Annotated in this window: 19 protein-coding genes and 2 pseudogenes; 18 read left to right on the top strand and 3 right to left on the bottom strand. The window is 45.4% G+C overall.

Going from position 1 to position 23065, the window contains the following annotated elements:
- Positions 1 to 134: 134 nt before the first annotated feature.
- The 14 genes and pseudogenes from spoIID (at position 135) to ABTV07_RS18750 (ending at position 13489) form a co-directional block, all read left to right on the top strand.
- On the top strand, positions 135 to 1160 hold the full coding sequence (spoIID, locus tag ABTV07_RS18815; RefSeq protein ID WP_433745311.1) for a stage II sporulation protein D: 1026 nt from the start codon (positions 135 to 137) through the stop codon (positions 1158 to 1160).
- A gap of 303 nt (positions 1161 to 1463) precedes the next feature.
- Positions 1464 to 1682, top strand: a pseudogene (locus ABTV07_RS18810) (transposase); the annotation flags it as partial.
- Positions 1683 to 1706: 24 nt separating this feature from the next.
- A pseudogene (locus ABTV07_RS18805) lies at positions 1707 to 2680 on the top strand (IS3 family transposase); the annotation flags it as partial.
- A gap of 401 nt (positions 2681 to 3081) precedes the next feature.
- Positions 3082 to 3942: a peptidoglycan DD-metalloendopeptidase family protein gene (locus ABTV07_RS18800; protein ID WP_433745308.1), complete on the top strand. Its 861-nt coding sequence runs from the start codon at positions 3082 to 3084 to the stop codon at positions 3940 to 3942.
- Between the two features lie 221 nt (positions 3943 to 4163).
- Positions 4164 to 5504 (top strand): IS4 family transposase, encoded by a 1341-nt coding sequence (locus tag ABTV07_RS18795; protein WP_433744627.1) that lies wholly within the window; start codon positions 4164 to 4166, stop codon positions 5502 to 5504.
- A gap of 373 nt (positions 5505 to 5877) precedes the next feature.
- A complete protein-coding gene (locus ABTV07_RS18790; protein WP_433745306.1) occupies positions 5878 to 6489 on the top strand; it encodes a pyroglutamyl-peptidase I in 612 nt (203 codons plus the stop codon).
- A gap of 319 nt (positions 6490 to 6808) precedes the next feature.
- On the top strand, positions 6809 to 7813 hold the full coding sequence (locus tag ABTV07_RS18785; protein ID WP_433745303.1) for a nuclease-related domain-containing protein: 1005 nt from the start codon (positions 6809 to 6811) through the stop codon (positions 7811 to 7813).
- Positions 7814 to 8269: 456 nt separating this feature from the next.
- Positions 8270 to 8542: a sporulation transcriptional regulator SpoIIID gene (spoIIID, locus tag ABTV07_RS18780; RefSeq protein WP_433745300.1), complete on the top strand. Its 273-nt coding sequence runs from the start codon at positions 8270 to 8272 to the stop codon at positions 8540 to 8542.
- A gap of 212 nt (positions 8543 to 8754) precedes the next feature.
- Positions 8755 to 9756: a rod shape-determining protein gene (locus tag ABTV07_RS18775; RefSeq protein ID WP_433745298.1), complete on the top strand. Its 1002-nt coding sequence runs from the start codon at positions 8755 to 8757 to the stop codon at positions 9754 to 9756.
- Positions 9757 to 10283: 527 nt separating this feature from the next.
- Positions 10284 to 11126 (top strand): flagellar hook-basal body protein, encoded by an 843-nt coding sequence (locus ABTV07_RS18770; RefSeq protein ID WP_433745295.1) that lies wholly within the window; start codon positions 10284 to 10286, stop codon positions 11124 to 11126.
- A gap of 24 nt (positions 11127 to 11150) precedes the next feature.
- Entirely contained in the window at positions 11151 to 11993 is an 843-nt protein-coding gene (locus tag ABTV07_RS18765) for a flagellar hook-basal body protein (protein WP_433745293.1), read from the top strand.
- Between the two features lie 90 nt (positions 11994 to 12083).
- Positions 12084 to 12365: a DNA-directed RNA polymerase subunit beta gene (locus tag ABTV07_RS18760; RefSeq protein ID WP_433745290.1), complete on the top strand. Its 282-nt coding sequence runs from the start codon at positions 12084 to 12086 to the stop codon at positions 12363 to 12365.
- Between the two features lie 75 nt (positions 12366 to 12440).
- Positions 12441 to 12875: a 3-hydroxyacyl-ACP dehydratase FabZ gene (gene fabZ, locus ABTV07_RS18755; RefSeq protein ID WP_433745288.1), complete on the top strand. Its 435-nt coding sequence runs from the start codon at positions 12441 to 12443 to the stop codon at positions 12873 to 12875.
- Positions 12876 to 13090: 215 nt separating this feature from the next.
- Complete coding sequence (locus tag ABTV07_RS18750; RefSeq protein WP_433745285.1) at positions 13091 to 13489, top strand: hypothetical protein; 399 nt, start codon at positions 13091 to 13093, stop codon at positions 13487 to 13489.
- 264 nt (positions 13490 to 13753) lie between these two features.
- On the opposite strand, the gene ABTV07_RS18745 is transcribed toward ABTV07_RS18750, so the two are convergent.
- Entirely contained in the window at positions 13754 to 14194 is a 441-nt protein-coding gene (locus ABTV07_RS18745) for a YwpF-like family protein (protein WP_433745284.1), read from the bottom strand.
- Between the two features lie 300 nt (positions 14195 to 14494).
- On the opposite strand from ABTV07_RS18745, the gene ABTV07_RS18740 reads away from it, so the two are divergent.
- From ABTV07_RS18740 to ABTV07_RS18730, 3 genes are all read left to right on the top strand, one after another.
- A complete protein-coding gene (locus tag ABTV07_RS18740; protein WP_433745281.1) occupies positions 14495 to 14860 on the top strand; it encodes a single-stranded DNA-binding protein in 366 nt (121 codons plus the stop codon).
- Positions 14861 to 15401: 541 nt separating this feature from the next.
- On the top strand, positions 15402 to 16163 hold the full coding sequence (locus ABTV07_RS18735) for a protease complex subunit PrcB family protein (protein ID WP_433745278.1): 762 nt from the start codon (positions 15402 to 15404) through the stop codon (positions 16161 to 16163).
- 8 nt (positions 16164 to 16171) lie between these two features.
- Positions 16172 to 16654, top strand: a complete 483-nt coding sequence (locus tag ABTV07_RS18730) for a hypothetical protein (protein WP_433745275.1) — start codon at positions 16172 to 16174, stop codon at positions 16652 to 16654.
- A 124-nt stretch (positions 16655 to 16778) separates the two neighbouring features.
- Here the strand turns inward: ABTV07_RS18730 and ABTV07_RS18725 are convergent, their stop codons facing one another.
- Together ABTV07_RS18725 and ABTV07_RS18720 are read right to left on the bottom strand one after the other, a co-directional pair.
- Positions 16779 to 19595: a DEAD/DEAH box helicase gene (locus tag ABTV07_RS18725; RefSeq protein ID WP_433745272.1), complete on the bottom strand. Its 2817-nt coding sequence runs from the start codon at positions 19593 to 19595 to the stop codon at positions 16779 to 16781.
- On the bottom strand, positions 19585 to 21183 hold the full coding sequence (locus ABTV07_RS18720) for an SWIM zinc finger family protein (protein WP_433745269.1): 1599 nt from the start codon (positions 21181 to 21183) through the stop codon (positions 19585 to 19587). The genes ABTV07_RS18725 and ABTV07_RS18720 overlap by 11 nt, the downstream gene beginning before the upstream one ends.
- A gap of 254 nt (positions 21184 to 21437) precedes the next feature.
- Between ABTV07_RS18720 and ABTV07_RS18715 the strand changes: the two genes are divergently transcribed.
- Positions 21438 to 22700 (top strand): polysaccharide deacetylase family protein, encoded by a 1263-nt coding sequence (locus tag ABTV07_RS18715; RefSeq protein WP_433745266.1) that lies wholly within the window; start codon positions 21438 to 21440, stop codon positions 22698 to 22700.
- Positions 22701 to 23065: the final 365 nt, after the last annotated feature.

Below are 23065 nucleotides of genomic sequence, written 5' to 3'. Positions count from 1 at the left end.
CTTTTTCGCGGGCGAAAAAGTACTCTGTCAGCCGGCTCCGCTTTTCTGTCATAATTGCTTGTCCCAAACCATATGTATGAAAGAGGCTGGGCGAAAAAGAGATTTGCCCAAATCTAGCAATGGAGGCATCAAGCATGAAGCAAAGCAAATTCATCCTTCTAACAGTAGCCGTATTACTCGTCATTACATTCGCCGTACCATCCTTACTCGTACTCCCGTTTTCATCTGAAAAGGCAACGGGGAGGCTTGATGAGCAGCTAACCAAAGAAACGGGCGGCCAAGACAATGCATGGCTGGCAAAAGGACCATCCATTGCTGTGTTCCGTTCCAATGAAAAAGCAGTCGAAAAACTTCCAATCGAGAAATATGTCATCGGCGTGGTTGCATCGGAAATGCCGGCCGATTTCGAAGAGGAAGCCTTAAAAGCGCAGGCGCTGACGGCGCGGACGTATATCATCAACCAATTGATGTTAAAAGATCATGCTGGAGTTCCGGATGGAGCAGTTGTGACGGACACAGTCCAGCATCAAGTCTATAAAAGCCTTGCAGATTTAAAGGGGATTTGGGGAAAAGACTATGACTGGAAGCTGAAAAAAGTAACGGATGCCGTAAAAGCCACGGCTGGCCAGATCATCACCTATAAGAACCAGCCCATTCAAGCTGCATTTTTCTCGACGAGCAATGGCTACACGGAAAACTCCCAGGACTACTGGGAAAACAGTGTCCCATATCTGCAGAGCGTCGCAAGCCCATGGGATAAGGATTCTCCTAAATTCATAGCCAAAAAGACTATGTCCATCCAGGAATTCGAGAGTAAACTAGGGATCCATCTGGGCAGCGACGGATCAGTCGGAACCGTGACGGCAAGAACATCCGGCAAAAGAGTAGGGACCGTCAAAATTGGCGGCAAAACCTTCAGCGGACGCGAAGTGAGGGAAAAACTAGAATTGAACTCATCCGACTTCAGCTGGGTCAAAAAAGGCAAAAACATCGTCATCACCACAAAAGGAAACGGGCACGGCGTCGGCATGAGCCAATACGGAGCAAACGGCATGGCCCAAGAAGGCAAAACCTACAAACAAATCGTCGCCTACTACTACAAAGGAACCGAAATCGCATCAGACGACTCCTATTTGAATAAAGTGACCGCGAAGAAGTGAAGAGGGGGGCCATTGCGGCTCCTTTTTTTGCTGGCAGCCCGTGAAAATGCGAATTTTATAAGGGGAATCAATTAATTGAGGCTAAAAATAGATAAAAAAGTGCAATCCATCACTCTAATAGGGGCAAAGGAAGGAAAATAACCAGTAAATCATAGTAGATTCCTTCGTTCTATGGGGGTTATGCGCGAAAAAAGGTGGTCTATGCGCGAAATTCTATGCTCTATTGAAGTTAGTATAAAAAGTGGACACAAGTAGTGGCGTCATGTTTAAATCTATACAACTATAAAAAGGGCGTGTATAAACATGGCGAAAGATCAGAAAAAGTATCCAACAGAATTTAGAGAATATGTGTGTAAATTAATCGAGTTAGATGGGCGGAAGCTCGTTGATGTGAGCAATGAACTGGATATTTCCTATAGTACTCTTCAAAAGTGGGTCGCTGCCTATCGTAAAAAGCAGCATCAGGCGGAAAAAGAGGAACAAAGCCAGTATCTAACGGCTTCTGAATACAGAGAATTGTATGAAGCTGAAAAGCGTAAGAAATTAGAGTTGGAAGAGGAGAACGCCATTTTAAAAAAGGCTATGCACATCTTCACGCAAGAAAAGAAGTAAGGTTTGAATTTATTTTTCAAAATAAAAACGACCATACCGTTGTGAAGATGTGCGAAGTTTTGGATGTTTCTACTTCTGGCTATTATGCTTGGGAAAAAAGACAGGATCAGGAGGAAACAGAGAGGCAGCGCTGGAGACGTCATCTTGACGAGCGAATTCGCTATCATTTTCACGACAACCTGGGGACGTATGGAAGTCCAAGAATTTATCGAAAGCTGGTCGAGGAGGATCACATACAAGTCTCACTTAAAACGGTGACGAACCGTATGAGAGAGATGAGTTTATATGCGACACCGCCAACTACATATATTCAGACCACGGATTCAGATCACCAGCAGCTTGTGTACAAAAATGAGTTGAATCGGCAATTTAAGCCTGAAGAACCGAATCGTGTTTGGGCAACGGATATCACCTATATTCATACAGGTGAGGGATTCCTTTATTTAAATCCGGTTTTAGACCTATTTTCCCGCAAGGTAATTAGCTATAGCATTGATGACCGCATGGACGCCGAATTGCCGTTAAAAGCATTAAAAGAAGCTCTTGAAATTCGCCAGCCCGTTGAGGGATGGATCCACCATTCAGACCGGGGAAGTGTGTACTGTTCAAAAAAATATATTGAAGCATTAAAGGATGCCAAAGCGACCATCAGTATGAGTCGAAAAGCAACCCCTTACGATAATGCTTGTGTAGAATCGTTTTTCGCCTCTTTAAAGAAAGAGTATTTGTACAAGTTTGTGTTTAAGACAAAAGCAGAAGCCATCGGGGCCATCCGGTTTTATATTCAGTTTTATAATCGTAAAAGAATCCACTCGACATTAGACTACGCCACTCCGATGGAGTATGAACAGGCGTATAAAGAGGCAAAGCGTTTAAACGCCACTGAGGAGAAAGTGCCCTCTGCCTGAAGGAAGCATTAGTTTTTAATGGTTCCTTCAGGCAGAGGCCTCCAAGAGGAGTGAAAACGAAGCGCGGAAGAAAAAAAGTACGCCATTTACTTGCATATAAGTGTCTACTTTATTGACAGAAGTCCACTATGCGCGAAAAATCCACGTTTATGCGCCGGACGAAGGAGCCTATGCGCCAAACCACAACTCTTATGCGCCAAACGCATTTTCACGCACAATCCAGGGTACCTGCCAGGATAAAATACACAACACCGTCCTCCTTATAAAAACTTTCCAAATAAAAATTTCCGCTTTCATACATATTTATTTAGCGTTTGTCGAAAGATAAGTACTAAAAATTTTTTTTGAAAAATGTATATAATTTCATCCACCTGTTCAGAATGATTGCTGAGGTGATGAAAATGAGAGAGGAAGAAAAGAAAGGACCTTCTCAAAGTTTCTTTAAAAAACGTTGGGTATTCCCAGCAATGTATTTAGTCAGTGCAGCCCTGCTGATTTCAGCAATTCTATGGTATCAGGCTGCTAATAACGATGTCGCTGATCCTAAGGGAAATTCGGATGAGCAAGCAACAAACAACCCGTATGACAATCCATCAGTGGAAGTAAACAGTGCATTCGAAAATTTCGCAATGCCGGTGGTAAATCCAGATGCAGTCGTCATAGAAAAACAATTCTATGACAAAGACGCTTCAGAAGAAGAGCAAGAAGCTGCATTGGTTGTCTACAACAATACGTATCATCCAAACCGCGGTATCGATATCGCCATGAAGGACAATAAAGACTTCGATGTCGTTGCTTCCATGAGCGGTACAGTGACAAATGTCAAAGAAGACTCGTTATTAGGAAACGTCATTGAAATCGAGCATGAAAATGGCGTAGTGACTCAATACCAATCCGTTAAGGACTTTCAGGTTCAGGTTGGCGATGTAGTGAAACAAGGTCAAGTGATCGCAAAAGCAGGACAAAGCTTATACAATGAAGAAGCAGGTACACACGTACACTTCGAAATCCGTAATGACAATGTCCCTGTAAATCCAGTCGCATTCATTGGTAAATCTCTTTCAGCTCTAGAAGAAAAAGCGAAAGAAGATGCAAAAGCCAAAGAAGAAGCTGACAAAGCGAAGGAAGACCAATCAGCAGGAGATCAATCTTCTGATGACAAAACTTCTGGAGACCAATCAGGTGCTGACCAAGGAACTGATCAAGGCACTGATAATTCCCAAGACAACGCTGATCAAAACAGCGACGACAGCAACAGCTGATCGTAAACACACAAACTAACCTGTGCACCCCGGTGCCAGGCACTCAAGGCAGATAAGCCCTTAACAAAGGGAGGGCTTATCTGCCTTTTTTCATTCGACAAAAACCGGGGCGTGACAGTCACCATAGCCATCAACTTAAGGCAAATTAGTCGACGAAAGTAAATTTTCTCCTTACTCTAAAGTTCTGCCATGCAGATTTTTAGAGTAAGGAGTTTTTATTTATGAAGAATTTACATCGAGAATTAGCTGCTTTTTCGGAGGCTATTAAAGAAGTCATATCTTCTTCTGCGGTTGAAGAACTGGCGAAGGAAATTGGGTTTGTGGAGCGAGAAAGAAACTTCACTGGGTTCCATCTTTTGAGCTTATGCGCATTCCACGCGCACGTTGGGAGATCTTCCCTTTCCAAAATGTGTGCTTCTCTTTCTACCCACTTCCAAGTAAGTATCTCTGGTCAGGGATTGAATCAACGGTTTAATGCGCAAGCTGTCCAATTAATGAAGGAGATCTTCCGATCACTGCTTTCATTAGAGAGGTCCTTTCCATCTCTTCCGATAATGGATTTGTTCCAACGAATACGGATTTTAGATTCTACTTCTTTCGGAGTTTCCCCTAATCAATATCAAGCCTTTAAGGGCTATCATGGTTCAGGAGTTAAAATCCAGTTAGAGTATGATTTAAAATCCGGAGAATTCCTTCAGTTTGTTCTTCAAGAACAGAAGGAGCCTGATCAATCCTTCGCCTATCAAATTCAAGACACCGTGGAGCCTGGGGATTTGTGCATTCGGGATTTAGGTTATTTCTCCACCCAAGACTTAAAAACCATTTCAAACCGAAAGGGTTTCTTTCTTTCTCGTCTACATGATCAAACGGGAGTTTATTTAGAAACGGAAAATGGTGATTTCGAAAGACTGGATATCACGAAATATGAAGAAGAATTAGCAGAGGGAGAGTATTTGGAACTTACTGTTTATGTAGGAAAACGGGAGATGATTCCATCTCGTCTGGTTCTCTATCGCTTGAATGAGGATGAACATAAAAGACGAATGGATTCTTTTGATAAAAAAGAAAAAAAAAGAGGCGTGAAATACACACCTCAAACAAAAAAGCACAAAGTGCTCAACAAAGTAATTACTAATATACCAGAAAACATGGTAAAAGCAACAGATTTGTTCACCCTTTATTCTTTAAGGTGGCAAATTGAATTAGTCTTCAAAGGGTGGAAATCCATCTTTGAGATTGACCATGTCAAAGCGATGAAGCAAGAACGTTTTGAATGCTTTTTATATGGTCGTTTTATCGCTCTTTTATTAAGTGAAAACTTGCTTTTTCGTATTCGTTATTACTTATTTGTTAAAAAGCAAAAGCAACTTAGTGAATTTAAAAGCCTAGATATTATTGAAACGTTCCTCCCGGAAATCTCTTGTGCCTTAAAGAAAGGCGGACATTCACTGACGAGCCTATTCCAGAAGGTTCGAAAAACCCTTGAGAAAAATGGCATCAAATCAAAGAGGTGCGGAAAATCCAGGTCAATAGAAATCTTAGATCAATTATCTCAATCATAAGTTTACATAAAATGTAAACCTAGATTTCGTCTAGGTTTATTTGTGTTGGGTAGAAAGCAGAAAGGTTTGGTCATTCTTATCATTAGACCAAATTTCAGTTGATTGAGAGGGAATCTGCGAGACTCCTGCGGAAAAACGGGCTGGCGAGACCCCACAGCGAAGCGAGGAGGCTTGCCAGTTCGTCCGCGGAAAGCGAGTGGATTCTCGCTCAATCGTTTAGAAAAACCTGAAAAATGGTTAACTTGATGGCTATGGTGACAGTCACTTCCCGAAAAATCTGGTTTCGACAAAAATCGGGTGGTCCCTGTCACCACCCGATTTTTCTGCACAAATATGGTATAGTGGTGGAAAAAAGAGGGAGAGGAATGCAGAGATGAAAAAACTGCTGCTATCAGGTTTTGAACCGTTCTTAGACAACCCGATCAACCCAACTGAACAAATTGTAAAGGAACTGCATGGAGCGGTAATAGGCTCTTATGAGGTGCACGGAGTCCTGCTGCCTGTGGATTTTGAAAAAGGACCGGAGCGTTTGCTGGAAGAAGTAAAACAAGTAAAGCCGGATGCTGTCATTTCGCTAGGTTTGGCCGCCGGCCGCGAGAGCATAACCCCTGAGCGAGTCGCGATCAATATCCGCGACGGAGAAGCGGATAACCGCGGCATCAAGCTCGAGGATTCACCCATTTTAGAGGATGCCCCGGCTGCCTACTTCTCGACGCTGCCTATCAGAAAAATGATAGATTCCCTTCGTTCCTCGGGGATCCCAGCTCGCATTTCCAACACAGCTGGAACCTATCTGTGCAACAATGTCATGTACTCCGTCCTGCACGAATTGAGCGAGAATGGAAACGCTTCGACGGTGCCTGCTGGCTTCATCCACGTCCCAGCATCCCACGAACTGGCCGTCCGCATGCCGCGATCCATCCCAAGCATGGCCCAGGCAGATATTAAGCGTGCGGTAGAGATCATTATTGGGGTCATGGGGTAAGGTTTTGCCGAATGAATCAGCAGTCCGGCTACGGCCGGGCTGGTGGACAAATTGATGGTTTTATGGCTTTCGATCCAGTGGTCAGGTTGCCCGTGGAGCCAAGTATGGAGCAATGGCGCAAAAAGGCGGGGTTCTGGTTCATAAAACTGGATTTTCGCGCATAGCGGCAGGGACCTCGCTCATAAGCCACTTGTTCTCGCGCATAGCCGACAAATTTTGGCGCATAAGCCTCTAACAAACCAAAAATCACCTCATAAAAAAGCAGGAAACCATGCTATTTTTATAGAAATATCATATAAAAGTCCAGAGGAGGGATGTTTTGAAGAAGTATGACCCCGATTTACCGCTATATTTGAACAAATTATATGCTTTAGAAAGAAGATTGCCTGCAAATCACCCACGCATGCCTGAGATTAAGAGAGAGGCGGCCATTCGCCATGCTGGATTCAACGGTGAAAAATCGTTGACCTATCATCTGCGTCATCTTGATGACCAAGAGTTTAAAGTGATGGGCAGTATCCGATTGAAGGGAAGGCATGGCTACTATTTTCAAATGGATAACCTCATTATCACTCCGAATTTCCTCGTTATTTTAGAAGTGAAAAGTATGGCAGGGGAGCTGCTATTCGATAGAATCCATCATCAGCTGCTTCGGACACTCAACGGCATCACCGAATCCTTCCAAGATCCCATCCTCCAAGTACAAGAACAAGAATTTGAGCTTCGCCAATGGCTCTCTGACCACAAATTCCCTCAAATCCCCATCGCAATCGCTGCTGTTATCCCACACCCATCAACTATCATCAAAATGCTTCCGGAAAACTCAAAAGATATGAAGTACCTTATCAGAGGGAAGATGCTGCACAAGTTTTTAATACAGCAAACGAATATTTATACGAAGTCGATCCTTTCAAAGAATGAAATGAAAAAATTGATTTCCACATTGAAGAGGAAGAATTCTCCGTACGATGCTGATGTATTGGCTAAATATGATAGTTCACCGGATCATTTAAAAAAGGGTGTTTATTGCACGGAATGCGATGATGAAGTGGTTCTCAGGAGAGTTTTTAGTAGATGGGAGTGCCCGATTTGCAGCCACACCTCGAAGGATACGCATAAATTTGCCATTATGGATTATTTCCTCTTGATCGAAGAAATGATCTCAAATGAAAAACTTAGATCATTTTTAACCATTGATTCACGCTCAATTTCTCAAAAAATATTAAAATCGCTCCAATGCCCAAGTGCCGGCAGTTTGAAGCACAGGACCTACCATCTCACACTCCCTTTGTTGGAAAAATCCCTCTCCGACCATTCCAAATAAATCGACACATTTCTCAGGAAATAACACCGAACATCTTCCAAAAAACGCACCTCACCCTGCATTCCCTATTGGACAGCCTAAATGAGAATCCCATTAAAAATAAATGAATATTTTCACCGAATCCTTGTCCTTATTATGGTTTTCGTGCATAAACCTAAAACCAAGCTAATAAACTGATACAAACCTGACAATAAAGAGAGAGTGTTTGAGGTGAAGAGTCGTTAAGGTGCAGCGATTGACAGCTGGAGATTTGTTTAATCCTTGTAATTCCAGAAGGCCACCACCTTCTGCCGCATTGGATATTGAGGCTGGTTTTTTGAATTTCGCCAAGCCGGCAGCAAGTAAAGCCGCAATCGGCGGTTCCAGTTTTAAATGATGCGGGATACAGTACTCCGTCGAAGAGAAAGCGGGTCTCATTTCACACTTTCTACATCCAATTTAGGGAGGTAGAGTGGTGTGCACGATTACATCAAAGAGAGAACTATCAAGATTGGAAAGTATATCGTGGAGACGAGGAAAACAGTTCGCGTAATTGCGAAGGAGTTTGGCGTGTCCAAAAGTACTGTCCATAAAGACCTCACAGAACGCTTGCCGGAGATTAACCCGGATCTGGCGAATGAAGTAAAAGTAATCCTGGATTATCATAAATCAATTCGCCATCTGCGCGGCGGTGAAGCAACGAAGCAAAAGTATGCAAAAGAGGAGTTTGAAGGGGAAGCAGTAAAATAACTATGGGGAGAGGGCCGCAGCCTGCGGAACTGCTCCTCTTTTTTTGTCCATCTTTTTTAAAAAATAATTGGAATTTGATTCCTCTCTTCGCTATTTTTGTGCTAAAATAGAAAATTGGGGAAATAGCACTTCATGCATATGAATATGGACCTATTCATGATGATTAAAAAATATATAATAGAAGCCGCTTGGGGCAGGAAGGAGCATGTTGAATGTTTGCGAAAGATATTGGAATTGATTTAGGGACGGCAAATGTTTTAATCCATGTGAAAGGCCGGGGTATCGTCTTAAATGAGCCTTCCGTGGTTGCAATCGATAAGAATACGAACAAGGTGCTGGCTGTAGGGGAAGAGGCTCGTAGAATGGTTGGGCGTACGCCTGGGAACATCGTGGCAATCCGTCCGTTGAAAGACGGAGTCATCGCGGATTTTGATGTAACCGAATCCATGCTCAAGCATTTCATCAATAAGCTGAATGTCAAAGGATTCCTATCCAAACCGCGCATCTTGATCTGCTGCCCGACGAACATCACAAGCGTTGAGCAAAAAGCCATCAAGGAAGCGGCAGAAAAGAGCGGCGGAAAGAAAATCTACCTTGAAGAAGAACCGAAAGTAGCGGCAATCGGTGCAGGCATGGATATCTTTCAGCCAAGCGGAAACATGGTCGTCGACATCGGCGGCGGTACAACGGATGTAGCCGTTCTATCAATGGGTGACATCGTAACATCTGCTTCCATCAAAATGGCCGGTGACAAATTTGATGCTGAAATCTTGAGCTATATCAAAAAAGAGTACAAGCTTCTCATCGGGGAGCGTACGGCAGAAGAAATCAAAATCAAGATTGGAACGGTATTCCCAGGCTCCCGCAAAGAGCAGCTGGATATCCGCGGCCGTGACATGGTGACGGGCCTTCCGCGTACCATCACCATCCACTCTGAAGAAATCGAAGGTGCTCTTCGCGAATCTGTAGCCGTTATCGTACAGGCAGCAAAGAACGTACTGGAGAGAACACCGCCTGAATTATCTGCGGACATCATTGACCGCGGCGTCATTTTGACAGGAGGCGGCGCATTGCTCCACGGCATCGACCAATTGCTTGCAGAAGAATTGAAAGTCCCTGTCCTCGTGGCAGAAAACCCAATGGACTGCGTAGCCATCGGAACTGGACTAATGCTCGAAAACATGGACAAGCTGCCAAGAAAAGCATATATTTGATCAAATAATCGAAAGGATGGGGCTTGTACCCATCCTTTTTTGTGGTTTTTTAGCCAAAATGGACTCACAGACTTGGATAAGCATCCTTTGAGGTGGAAAATAGCATCGAAATCACTGGGTTTGGGCTTTTAATATTGGGTCTTTGCGCGAGAATAGGGTGCTTATGCGCGAAAACAAGTCCGCTATGCGCCGGACTCCAGCGGCTATGAACCAAAACCCCCTTCCTATGCGCCACTGCCCCCGCTGCCCAACCTCTCATCCTATAGAAACCCCGCTATTCGACAAAAACCGGGTGGTGACAGGCACCTTCATGACGCCTTCGACAAAAACCGGGTGGTGACAGGCACCTTTATGTCGCCACCACAACAAAATTCGCAAATTTTCTGTGTCTTTGTCGAAGGCAATCCTTTATAATGGAAGATAAGTACAATTAGACCGTTTAGTTTTTGGACATAAGACATGACATGAAAAATCAACGACCGGCCGCACACAGCGCTTCACCGGTCTGCACGGGGTGGAATATAAACATGCTTAGAGGATTCTATACGGCTGCTTCCGGGATGCTGGCGCAGCAAAGAAAAACGGAGATGCTGACAAATAACATGGCCAATGCGAATACACCTGGGTTTAAGGCAGATCAGTCATCGATGAGGGCATTTCCGGAGATGCTGTTGAGCAGAATCGACCGCGTTGAAATACCGACTCAAAACACGCTCAATCTCCGCCAATCCCCTGAAATCGGGACGCTGAACAACGGTGTCTACATGCAGGATGCAAACCCATCGTTCATTCAGGGCGCGCTTGAATCAACGGACCGGAAAACGGACGTTGCCCTTCAGGATGTCAACATGCCGATAAACGAAGCAACAGGACTTCAGGGAAGCGTCTTTTTTACCGTTGAAGGAACGGACGGAAAGCCCCGCTATACAAGGAACGGGAACTTCACTGTGGATGCACAGGGCTTCCTCACAGCAGGGAATGGACAATATGTTTTGGACGACCAGGGGAAACGTATCCAGTTGAACAGCGACCAGTTTGACCTCAACGAAAACGGGGTCATCTCCGAAAACGGTACAGAGGTCGGCAGGCTGGGCATTGCATTCTCAGCGAATCCCGAAAGACTTTCAAAGCAAGGTGACGGGTTGTTTTTGCCTGAAAATAATCAGCCGCTTCCTTCCGCCTACAACAATCCGAATGTGCGATTCACAACTCAGCAGGGATACATAGAAGGCTCCAATGTCGATTCCGGAAAGACCATGACGGACATGCTGACAGCCTACAGGGCATTCGAAGCTAACCAAAAGATCCTGCAGGCATATGATCGGAGCATGGATAAAGCAGTGAACGAAGTCGGACGAGTGAACGGCTAATATAAGCAGAAAGGAGGCCACCAAATGAACAGACAAATGATCACAGCAACAAACACCCTTTCACAGCTGCAGCAGAAGATGGACATTATCAGCCATAACATGGCGAACGTCGATACTTCCGGCTACAAACGCCGTGATGTAAAGTTCTCGGATTTGATGTATCAGCAGTTCAACAATCAGCTGAACAATAACCAGGAAGTCGGACGACGCACTCCATATGGCATCCGCCAGGGTACTGGAGCGAGAGTAAGCCAAGCGCAGTTGAACCTTTCACAGGGAAATATCATCAGCACCAACCGCCCTCTGGATATCGCCTTTACGAAAGAAAATCAATTCTTGAAAGTGCTTGTCCAGGACGAAAATGGATCGGATGTGCAATTTTCGAGGGACGGTGCGTTTTATTTATCCAACGTGAATGGTCAGGAAACCATGCTTGTGAACAGCGATGGCAGGCCGATCCTGGATGAAAACAACCAGCAGATTGTCATTCCGGGAAAAGTGAATGACTACATTGTTTCCCCGAATGGGCAGTTTACGGCTAAATTAGAATCCGGACAGAAGGTCTCATATAATCTTGGGGTCATCTCAGTCAATAAACCTCAATTTTTAGAGCAAAAAGGGCAAAATTTGTTTGGCCTCCCTCAAAACATGAATGGTTTGGGCGTTAGTGCAAACGATATCTATACAGAGATGACGGGCGCAAATCGGGCAGCCATTTCAATGAGGCAGGGTGTACTGGAGCAATCAAACGTTGACATGGGAAAAGAAATGACAGAGCTGATCAACGTTCAGCGGGCCTACCAATTTCAAGCAAGATCCATTACCATGGCCGACCAGATGATGGGATTAGTAAATGGCATTCGATAAGACGCTGTTTTCTGGTAAAATAGGTATGTTCCAATGTATCGGAACATCTTTTGAGGAGAAAACGGCATTCGGCAAAAGGAGTTTTGAAAAATGACCATGAAGGAAATCCAGCCGCAGCAGACAAAAACGAGAGAAGAACATCGAAAAGAATCAAGGCAAGCAGAAGAGAAGGCACCGAAAGGACGGAAGCGAAAACCGCGTGTCCGCCTGATTCCTATTTGGATGCGTGTCCTTATTGTGCTTGTTCTGATTGTTGTTTGTGCTGGGGCAGGAGCGGTTGTAGGATATAGTGTCATGGGGGACGGCAAACCCGGTGATACGTTTAAAAAATCCACATGGACTCATATTTATGATATAGTGAACAAAAAATAAGGGGGGCCTGCGCCTCCCTTATTTTTGGGCAGAAGTTTTGGTAAAATAACAGTAATACATAGAGGAGGTACCATCATGCTAGATATTCAACAGATCAAGGAAATTATCCCGCATCGCTATCCATTCCTATTGGTGGATCGCATTTTGGAAATAGAAGAAGGTAAGAAAGCCGTTGGAATCAAAAATGTTTCAGCGAATGAAGAGTTCTTCAACGGACATTTCCCTGACTACCCGGTAATGCCTGGCGTATTGATTGTTGAAGCATTGGCGCAAGTCGGAGCAGTGGCGATGCTGAAAAAAGAAGATAACCGCGGCCGATTGGCATTTTTTGCAGGAATCGACAACTGCCGATTCAAGAAGCAAGTGAAACCCGGCGATCAGCTCCGTCTGGAAGTAGAAATGGGGCGTGTGCGAGGACCGATCGGAAAAGGCAAAGGCGTGGCAACGGTGGATGGCGAAATCGTCTGTGAAACAGAAATCACGTTTGCCCTTGGAGAAAAGCAAGAGTAGGAACGTGTGTGGGGAGGTCCATTAGGTCTTCCCTATTCAATTTTTCATTGCCCAATCTTCCGTAATACAGTAAAATGCTATATTGGGAACCGAATTGGTATAAATTCCAATATTTCTCAACTCCCTTTCTGCTGAATGCACTGCAGAAAGGTTAATATATATGATATAGTAAAATTGCGTGGAAAGTATTTTACACTAGGGGGTACTTAACATACATGTATAAAGGATTAGCACAGGGCGTAAAGATAAGTATCACTCGCTCCATCTCAACCGCGTTCGAACAGTATATGGCTAGAATCCAATGGGAAGAAGACAAGTTCAACCTGCACGATTTTATCCAGGATTGGAAGAACTACATAACAACAAGCGCTGCTTGGTACAGCAGCATTGACGAATCCATCAAGAACGACCCAGTTTTTCATGAAGCGCTTGCCGCAAAAATAAATGAGACCATTGAGAAAATTCTCAATGAACCTCCGACACAGGAGCAGATCGACGAAATCGAAAAGCTTCAAGAAGAAGCAGGCACCGACTATGCCTACTCCTGCAAGACAGAAGCCAAATACGTCTTGGATCAAATCCAGAACGAGCTAAAAAAAAAGAAGAGCAATTGATGCCCGCCTCTGAAGGAGAGCTCAACTACGCTTCGCTCTTATATTATTTATTATATGAAGAAGAGCTCCCAAAGAGGGATTACCGAAAGCAAGACATTCAATATATCATTGAACTTCTCATGCACAAGCAGAAAAGCGAGGAAGACTTTCTGCAAAGTGATTTAATTCATTAAAGAACTCCTGCCGTTTATTGCGGTGCAGGAGTCTTTTTAATTTAGTTCTACCATTGAACATTGATGAAGACTCAGGGTAAAGAGACAAAAATTAAGACTGTTGTACTTTCTTCTTCGGAATCTTAGGCTTCGTTTCCATCTTGTCTTTGAATTCCTGCAGGAGTTCTCCTCCTGAAAACCCTTTTTCCATCAAGTCCGTCAATAGCAGTTCCGCGTATTCGCTGCGAGGTTTCTTGATGGTTCCTTCCATCAGGATGCTGAGCTTGTCCCCAATCTTTTTGATATTAGACACATGCATGCTGAGAAAAGCGGGATCATTGGCTGGGTGGGAGATAACCACCTGGACATCCAAATCTTCCGCGGAACGCTCCATCGCCTTGAACGAATCTAAATAACGCTCTTCCACAAACGCCTCCAAAAGCCATGTGCGGCGCTCATTCTCCTTATTGATAATCAACCCATCCACCAGCGGATACTCACTGAAATCCCCATTATCCGCAATCTGAAGTGTAATCAACTTAAAGGTTTTCATCCTAAAACCTCCACATCACCATATTAAAAAAAGTATACCACACCACGGCAGATCCACAAAGAAGCCGACACAAAGGTGCCTGTCACCACCCGGTTTTTGTCGGGATTTGTCGATAGAAAGTTTAAAATATAGGAAAATGTCGTTTTCGGGCCTGTTTTTGGCCGATAATTACTTTTTCGGCACCCCAAAATGTGATTATCTGCTGTTTTCGGCTCCGAAAATCACATTTTCGCTATTTTACTCCTGGAATTATATGGGGTACACTTGCCTTACTTTCAAAGAAAGGAGTGAAGTTGAGGCTTGATTAACCAAGTGACGATTGTGGGGAGATTGACAAGGACACCCGATCTGAAATATACCACTGATGGGAAACCGGTATTGAACGTGACGGTTGCAGTCAATAGACCTTATCGCAACAGCAATGGTGAAATGGACGCAGACTTTGTACTCTGCACACTATGGAACCGGACAGCCGAAAACACGGCCAAGTATTGCGATAAAGGATCTGTAATAGGAGTGACGGGACGAATTCAAACAAGGAATTATGAAAATTCCGATGGGAAGAAAGTATATGTGACTGAGATCATGGCAGACTCAGTGAAATTCCTCGGCGGCAGACCAATTGAAGATCGGGAGCTTCAAGCGGTGCCGACTAAGCAGCACTAGAATTATGAACGCTTAGGGAGGCGGGAAACATTCGGACTTGGTTTAAGGAACACGGAGACAATGATTGGAACGACAGACGCAAACAGCAGCAATTGGAAAGCATTGAAAAGCTACTTCAAGATTTAATCCGCATCATCGGCCGCGCAAATAACGAAATCCATCAATTAACCTGCAAAACACAGCTTCTGGAGCAGCAGCTGCTCCAAATAACATTAGACCCCAATGTGAAAACACAACAATTTTTATTATCACCGCGGCATACACGAAGATAACCGCTGCGGCACCTCCTATATAACGTCCGGTTCCCCGGACACCCCTTTATCTTCATCATATAATGATTGCATTTACCCCTAAATGCCCCATCGTTCAAGCCGGTTTTCGTGTCCGGCTTGTTTTTTTGCGGTTTGAGGAAGGCGATTTTCCGTATATCGATCAAATGCACAATTTCAGCACAGACTAAACAATATATACGAAACAGCGTAACCAAACCCATTCCCAATCCGTCTAAATACCTAAAGAACCCAAACCGGTGAGGTGTATCATGAGAAAAATCAAATTACTCACAGCATCAATGGTGCTTGCGGCCATGTTTATGTTTAGCGGACACACCATCTATGCCAATCAGCAAGGCAGTGACAATCACTACATGAAATACACCGTCCTTCAGGTGGAAGACCTGAACAAGGAAGAGAAGCAGTTTGTTGATGAAGTAAAGACAATGAAGGGGATTTACAAAAAAGATGACCTGTACGTCATTGCCCTCGGCCCTAAGCCGACAGCAGTGTACAGCCTCAATTTCGTGAAGCAAAAAGAAAGCTGGGAGCAGATCATACTCTATTTCAAGGAAACGAAGCCCGACCCGGATGCCATGAATGCCGAGGTCATAACTTATCCATACATCGTGGCAAAAATGGCAAAGCCGAAGACTGTTTCACTTAGTTTCCTGGACAGCGAGACGGGAAATGAGTTGATCGGCCAGGCGGTTAAAGAGCTAGATGTTTGGGAAATGCGCACGGAAATTGCGAAAGACAAGAAATGGGTCGTCAAGTTCAACCAGGAACTCGATCCGCAAACCATCACTACAGACAACATTTTTATAAAAGAATATGGAACGGTGGAAACCGTCCCGCTAACAAAAGCTATCCTGAGCAAAGATAAAAAATCAGTCACACTTGTGCCGGATGAAAATTTCAAACCAGACAGCCGTTACCAAATCATCATCAGCCCCGAAATCAAAGGGAAAAATGGCCTCAATATGTTAAAAGGGGTCATTGTCCCATTTACGGTAAAATGCAAAAAGTAGGTGATATGTTGAAGAAGTTCGGTGTTTTCCTTATAGTTGTGTGCCTCTTTATCATTGCGGGCTTTTCATCATCTCATAAAAAAATAGACGATAAGGCTCCAAGTTCCCACATTACGAATAAACCATCGTTCACGATAAAATCGGTCGATGCTCATGTATTATCGTTTACTGATCCAGCAGCAAATGAAGTGATGAAAGGTGTAGAGTATAATCTCTTAGTTATCACTGATCAGCCGCCAGAACGTTTACGCACGCTGAAGTTTCAACTAAAAGGAGACTCTCTGATGAAAAAAGCAGTAGTTTCTCCAGAGCCGATTAGCTGCGTAACACTAGAAAAAACATCACCGAAAGGCAATTTGTACAGCGTTGTGTTTGCAACTTCCTATTCCAGCCACTACACAGCGGATGAACTGGAACGATTAAAAAAGGACCGTGACTTTCAACTCTACGTTTATTCCCGAGGAGTAAAGGTCCTTGTTCCCTTTGAGTAGCAAAATAAAAGCCCCCGTACCTGCAATCCCAGGTCGGGGGCTTTGTTTCTGTCAGGAAGCGCGGGGACGGTTCTGGCGCTTCCCAAAACTGGTTGAGGAAGCACGAGAACCGTCCCTCTGCTTCCTAAGACAAACTCAAAAGCTCACGCAGATCCGTATTAGATAGCTCCGTAATCCACTGGTCGCTCTGAATGATTTCATCGTTCAACGCCTGCTTTTTCTCGAGCATGGCGTCGATTTTTTCTTCCAGCGTACCGGTCGTGATCATCTTGTGTACATGGACAAAGCGCTTCTGTCCAATCCGGTAAGCGCGGTCCGTCGCCTGATTTTCAACTGCCGGATTCCACCAGCGGTCGTAGTGGATGACGTGGTTGGCAGCCGTCAAGTTCAGCCCGGTGCCGCCAGCCTTAAGCGACAACAGGAAGATCGGGAATTCGCCGTCCTGAAAACGCTGGACGTATTCATCACGCTGCGCTTTCGGCATGCTTCCATTCAAGAACGGAATCTTCACTTTGAGGCGCTTCTCCAGAATCCCGCGGATCATTTCGCCCATCGCCAAGTATTGGGTGAAAATCAAACACGCCTCGCCAGCTTCCATCAAGGCATCCACTAAGTCGACTAGCTTCTCAAGCTTCTCGGAGCGCTCCAGGATCATGCGGGGATCCGCTTCCTTCAAGAAGAGGGCAGGGTGGTTGCACAGCTGCTTCAAACGGTTTAGCATCTGCAGGATCAACCCCCGGCGCTCAAAGCCGCTCAGCGTTTCAAGCTGTGCAAATGTGTCCTTGACCAGCTGTTCGTACAGCGAGGCCTGCTCTGCCGTCAATGGCACATACTCCTTCTGCTCCAGCTTATCAGGAAGATTCAATTCCACTTCAGGATCCTTCTTCGTCCGGCGCATAAGGAATGGCTTAATCAGACGCTGCAGCTGCTGGATTTTTCCTTTCGCATCATCGCGTTCGATCGGCAGGATGAATCGCTTCTGGAATTGTCCGAATGTCCCTAAGTAGCCATGATTGGTAAAGTCAAAGATGGACCAGAGCTCGCTCAGGCGATTTTCCATCGGCGTCCCGGTAAGGGCGATGTGATGCTGGCCGCGCAGTTTTCGAATGGCGCGGGATTGCTTTGTCTGCGCATTTTTAATGTTCTGCGCTTCATCAAGGGCAATCGTTGACCATTCAATCTCGGAGATATCCTCAAAATCAAGGTGGGAAATCCCAAAGCTCGTCAGGACGACATCAACATCCGCAATACGGGAAACAAACTCTTCGCCTTTAGCCCGATTGCTGCCATAATGGAGCATCACCTTCAGCGTTGGAGCAAATTTCTCCAGCTCCTTCTGCCAGTTTCCGAGCACAGAAGTTGGAGCGATGATGAGAGCGGGGGAGGTAGGATTTACATGTTCTTTCACATGCAGCAGGTAAGTGATGAGCTGCACCGTTTTCCCAAGCCCCATATCATCGGCTAAAATGGCGCCGAAGCCGTGTTCCCGCAAGAAAAGCATCCAGCTCATTCCCTGATGCTGATACGGGCGCAATGTCCCTTCGAAATTCGGCGACACCATGACTGACGGGATTTCAGAAAAATCTTCGAGCTGCGTCATCATATTTCGGAGAGAGCGGTTCAACTCAATCTGCACCTGTGCAAACGCACGCGGGTCGAAATCTTCATCCTCATCCGCTTCGTTCATTCCTCCCATTTCCTGCTGGAGCAGGTCCTGAACACGCAGACCTTCCTGCTTAGCACGCTTCATCAGATCCTGGATGCGGCGGATCATGTCAGGATCGAGCTTCATCCATTCGCCGTTCACCTTAATCAAACGGCGCTGCTGCTCCACCATTTTGTGAAAATCGTCTTCGGAAATTTCCGTCCCGTTCATAGACAGACGCCAGTCAAAATCGAGCATCGCATTGAGCCCGACAAAAGAAGGACGGTAGCTCGTATTGGTCGATTTCACTTTGGCTTTCAACATGAATTTTTCGTCCTGCATCGCTTGCCACCAGGATGGAAGCAGGATCTCAACGCCAACTTGAAGAAGCTTCTCGCTCGTATCTGTCAAGAAATCCCACGCTTCCACTTCACTTAATTCCCGGCGCAATTGCCCATCCTCGTCTCCGAAAGAAGGAATGAGACGGATCCAGCGTTCTTCCTCTTCGTCGACTTCAGAAAGATGGGTTCGCCACGTTTTTGGAAATGGTCCTTCTTCCTCGACGCCGATCAGGATATCCGGATTTTTTCGGTCACGCAGAACGGTTTCAAGTGTCCAGGGTTCCTCATCCACTTCAGGCTCCGTCAAACGAAGGCCCATGGTGAATGGGAGTTCACTTTCGCCCATGCCGCTCCATTCGCTGAAACGGTGTTCGTCAAAATAAAGAGCAAGCTCGCTTCCTGTCAGCGGTCCGTTTTGCAGCCGTTCAAGCTTTGCCTTCAATTCCGATCCGTCCGCGCTTTTTTGGACATAATCCGTGACAGCATGATGGAAAAATTCTTCGGCGATATCCATCGCTGTTACGCCCATATCGAAATTCTCCATCCAAAAATCCTCGCCGAATTCATCCTTCACCATCTGCGGGAGCTTCCACTTTAAGGGTGAACCCTCTTGCTCACTGAAGCTCGGCTGCCATTTGCCCTCCTGAATCGCATCGAGCATGACAGGAGAAGCGGCCAGAAACAGCTCTCCCAAGTCATCCCATTCCCATTTATAAAGGGAATTGAAGCTTTCTTTTCCAAAAAGGCTCAAGAGGCTCCAGCTATCCACTTCAAGCTCGGTGCTGAATGACCTCTCAAATTGGGTGCCGAAGTAGGACTCTTCATGCCAAAGGAAAAGCTTCGGGATCCAATCACGGGAATACAGCTCATCCCCGTCTTCATTTTGGACAGACATAAGGTAGGCGCCATTATTCGATTTTTTTAATTCAACAGATAACAGCCGATTAGTAGCCATCGATCAACTTACCCTTTCTGCACTCTTCGTGGAAGGCACGAAGGCGTTTCGTTTGGTCAAGCAGGTTCTGGAAAAAATGCTCCCATTGCGGCAGTTTTTTCTCTTTGCGATAAATCGTGCGAAGCTTCTTCAAATGTTTCACTGCTTTCTTATACGAATCCCGGTTCCGCTCCTCAAGAAAACGGGAGACTGAAGTATGGTAAAACGGCAGCAGGAGATGCGGCGCTTCAGTATTGATGGTTTTCACATCGCCTTTATCCAAATCATCAATGCCATTTCCGATCATGACCTCAAGCTCCAACAGCTTTTTGTACTGCTTTTTCACCGACAAAAATTCACGGTAATAATGGTAGCTGTACGGAAGCAGCTTGATGTACAGATTTTCCATGAACGACGAATCCTCTTTTTCCAAAAATCCCTGGTCGATCGAATCAAGGAAAAAACGAGTGAAAGAAACGCGATGGAAGTCGCGTTCAAGACCTTCAAGAAAATCAGGAATCCACTCCACGGCAAACTGCAGGAGCTGCTTATACCGGCGCATCTGGCCGTGGCTGCCGAGCCATTTGAGCCAATATGGCAAATAAGGGAGGGCATCCACTTCCAGCTCTTCAAGGATTTCCAATGCTGCCTCATCCTCGCGCAGCAGGAGGGATAGATGTGCGGCTGCGATATCCTCTTCAAAAGTGGTCAGTGTTAAATCTTGCAGGCGGGCAAGCTCACTTTTCCGCCACGCTGTATTCTTAAACAGCTGCGTCCATAAGACACGATACAGTTCAATCGTTTCATAGCGGAACGCAGGTGTATCCTCAATGAGTTTCGGTAAATCTTCGCGCAAAAAAGCGATATAGTCATCAAATGCAAACGGCATGGTTGTCACGGTCAGCCGATCGACCGCTTCCTCAGCTTCATCAAGGAAATATTGAAAAATAGAGAGCATATGCGTTTTGTCAAAATCTCTTTCCTCTTCAAGCTCAAGGACAATCCGATTCAATTCCTTATAAGAGAAATAGGCAGTGAAAAGCTGATACAGCGGCTTCCACTCCCGTTCAACAGGACCTTTCCGCAGCAAATTGCGGTAGGCATTCTGAGTGTGCATTTCCAAGAGGTAGGGATTGCGGGAATCCAGGGAGGCATAGGCAGACTGGTAGAAGGAGAGCCACTTTTCATAGCCCGAAAGCTCAGGCTTCGAGTCCTTCAGCAAATCAGAGCCCCGCTTCAACCCTTGCACCAATTTAAGGGCCTTCGCATTGCGCCAGCCATCGAGCCACTGCTCCACACTGTGCACCTTAGAATAAAGGCTGAAAAACACAGCCATCTCATGGCGGCAAATCCCGTCAACCGGACAGGTGCATTCATTCAAAACAGGGAAAAGCAGATCCAGCACCACCTCAAACGGCGTCACATCCTGGACCATCGTCTCCACATGATTACTGGTGATGTCCAGCGCATAAACCATACCCTGGCGATAAAGATGCAGCCCCTTCTGAACAAGAGCCTGATGATCATCATTTGATGCATCCAGCAGCTCCAAAACCTGCTCTCCATAATACTCCACTTGATTCCGGATTTCTTCCACTTCAACAGCCACAACAAACCCTCCTCAAACATCCGAACATAAAAAACCACATTCTCCTATTATAACCCAAAAAAACGCTGCGCGACAGCCGATCAGTGAAGATGCCGGAAAGTAACACTCCAGGTGACAGGCACCACCCGAATCCTGTCGATTAATCAAGCCCGAGGTGCCTGTCACGCCCCGGTTTATGTCGGATGTTCTTCTATTTTTTTAGTACACTTTTCCGTCCCGATTTCATAGAGTTAAGTAAGGGGGCGAATGAATCTATGAAACCAATAAAAATTATACTAGGGTTGATGTTTTTCTTTTTACTAGGACTTCTTACAATAAACGAAACACAACCAGCTGAAGCCACGGCCATGCAGGTGGCGCTGGCGACTACGAAAAACTCCAATGGAACAGTACAGCAGACACCACCAACCACACCACCAGCCGCAACCCAGACAGCCTCAGAAGCAAAAAAGCCCGCAAAGAGGACCTATGTCGCCATCGGCGTAAACGACCAGATCATCCCATTCTATGACGCCAAGCCGTATATCGAAAATTCCACCGCCTACGTTCCTATCAGAAGAATAGGAGAAGCATTGGGCGGGGAAGTAACCTACGATTCCAAAACGAGCTCTGCCGTTTTTACATATAATAAAACAACGCTTAAATTCCACATTAATCAAAATGAAGTATCAATCGAAACTGGCACCGGAACAGAAACTTTGCCTGCAACTATTTTCAAAGAAGAAGGAAGGACCTACGTCCCGCTGCGCCTCTTCGGAGAAAAATTGGGCTTTCAAGTCGATTATCTATCACAGGAAAGAACTGTTCGTGTGTCCAACAATCCAAAGGCGTTGAACAACGAACAATTCCTGGCCAAAAACAAATCAAGCCTCGCATTGGAAAGAATGGCACCGAAGTATGCCTATCTCACATTCGACGACGGCCCGAGCCGCTACTCAGGACAATTTTTGACCGCCCTCTCCAAGTACGATATCAAAGCGACCTTCTTTCAAATCGGACTGAATGTAAAAGAATATGCTAAAGAATCAAAAGCAGAAGCACAGGCTGGTCACTATATCGGAATCCACAGCTATTCCCATGATAAAACAAAGCTCTACCACGACCCTGCGAGCTTCATGAACGAAATCACCGTCACCCAAAACCTGATCAAGCAAAACGCTGGCTTCAATACCATGCTTGTCCGCGCTCCGTATGGCAGCAAACCATACCTTACTGGTGACTACCGGAACGCACTGGCAGCTGGTCATTACAAGCTCTGGGACTGGAACGTTGACTCTGATGATTGGGCGCTCGGAGACAACACCGCACAAATCATGGCCAATATTAAAAACGGAGTCGCGAGAGTACAGCGAATCCACCCATCTGGACCAGTCGTCATCCTGATGCACGAAAAAGCAGCCACGGCCAAAATAGTGCCGCAGCTCATCGACTACCTTCACAACCAAGGGTATTCGCTTGAAAAGTACGATCCAAGCAAAAATGTCCAAATGAACTTTTGGAATGATACAAGGTTTTAACATAGTAAAACCCCCACGCTTGCATCAGCAAGCATGGGGGTTTTTCAGTTTATAGGAAAATTAGTTCTAAAAATGGCCAAAATGATGCGTAAATCACCTCGGCATGATGCAAAAGAGACCTTGGGTGTACAAAATCGGAGAATTAGGGAGCAGAATGAGAGAAATAGCAGAAAAATCATGGTGAAATCACTAGCCAAACAGGCTCTATGCGCGAGAATTGATTGCCTATAAACGACTTCTCATGTTCTATGCGCCAAAACAATAGCCCTATGCGCCACGTACAAATCCTTGCTCCATCTGCTCCCAATCCAGTAGGCCACCCCATTATCATTCGACAAAAACCGGGGCGTGACAGGCAACATAGT

This window comes from Falsibacillus pallidus, assembly GCF_050990905.1.
Lineage (GTDB): Bacteria > Bacillota > Bacilli > Bacillales > DSM-25281 > Falsibacillus > Falsibacillus pallidus_A.
This window is presented reverse-complemented; position numbering and strand designations above follow the sequence as displayed.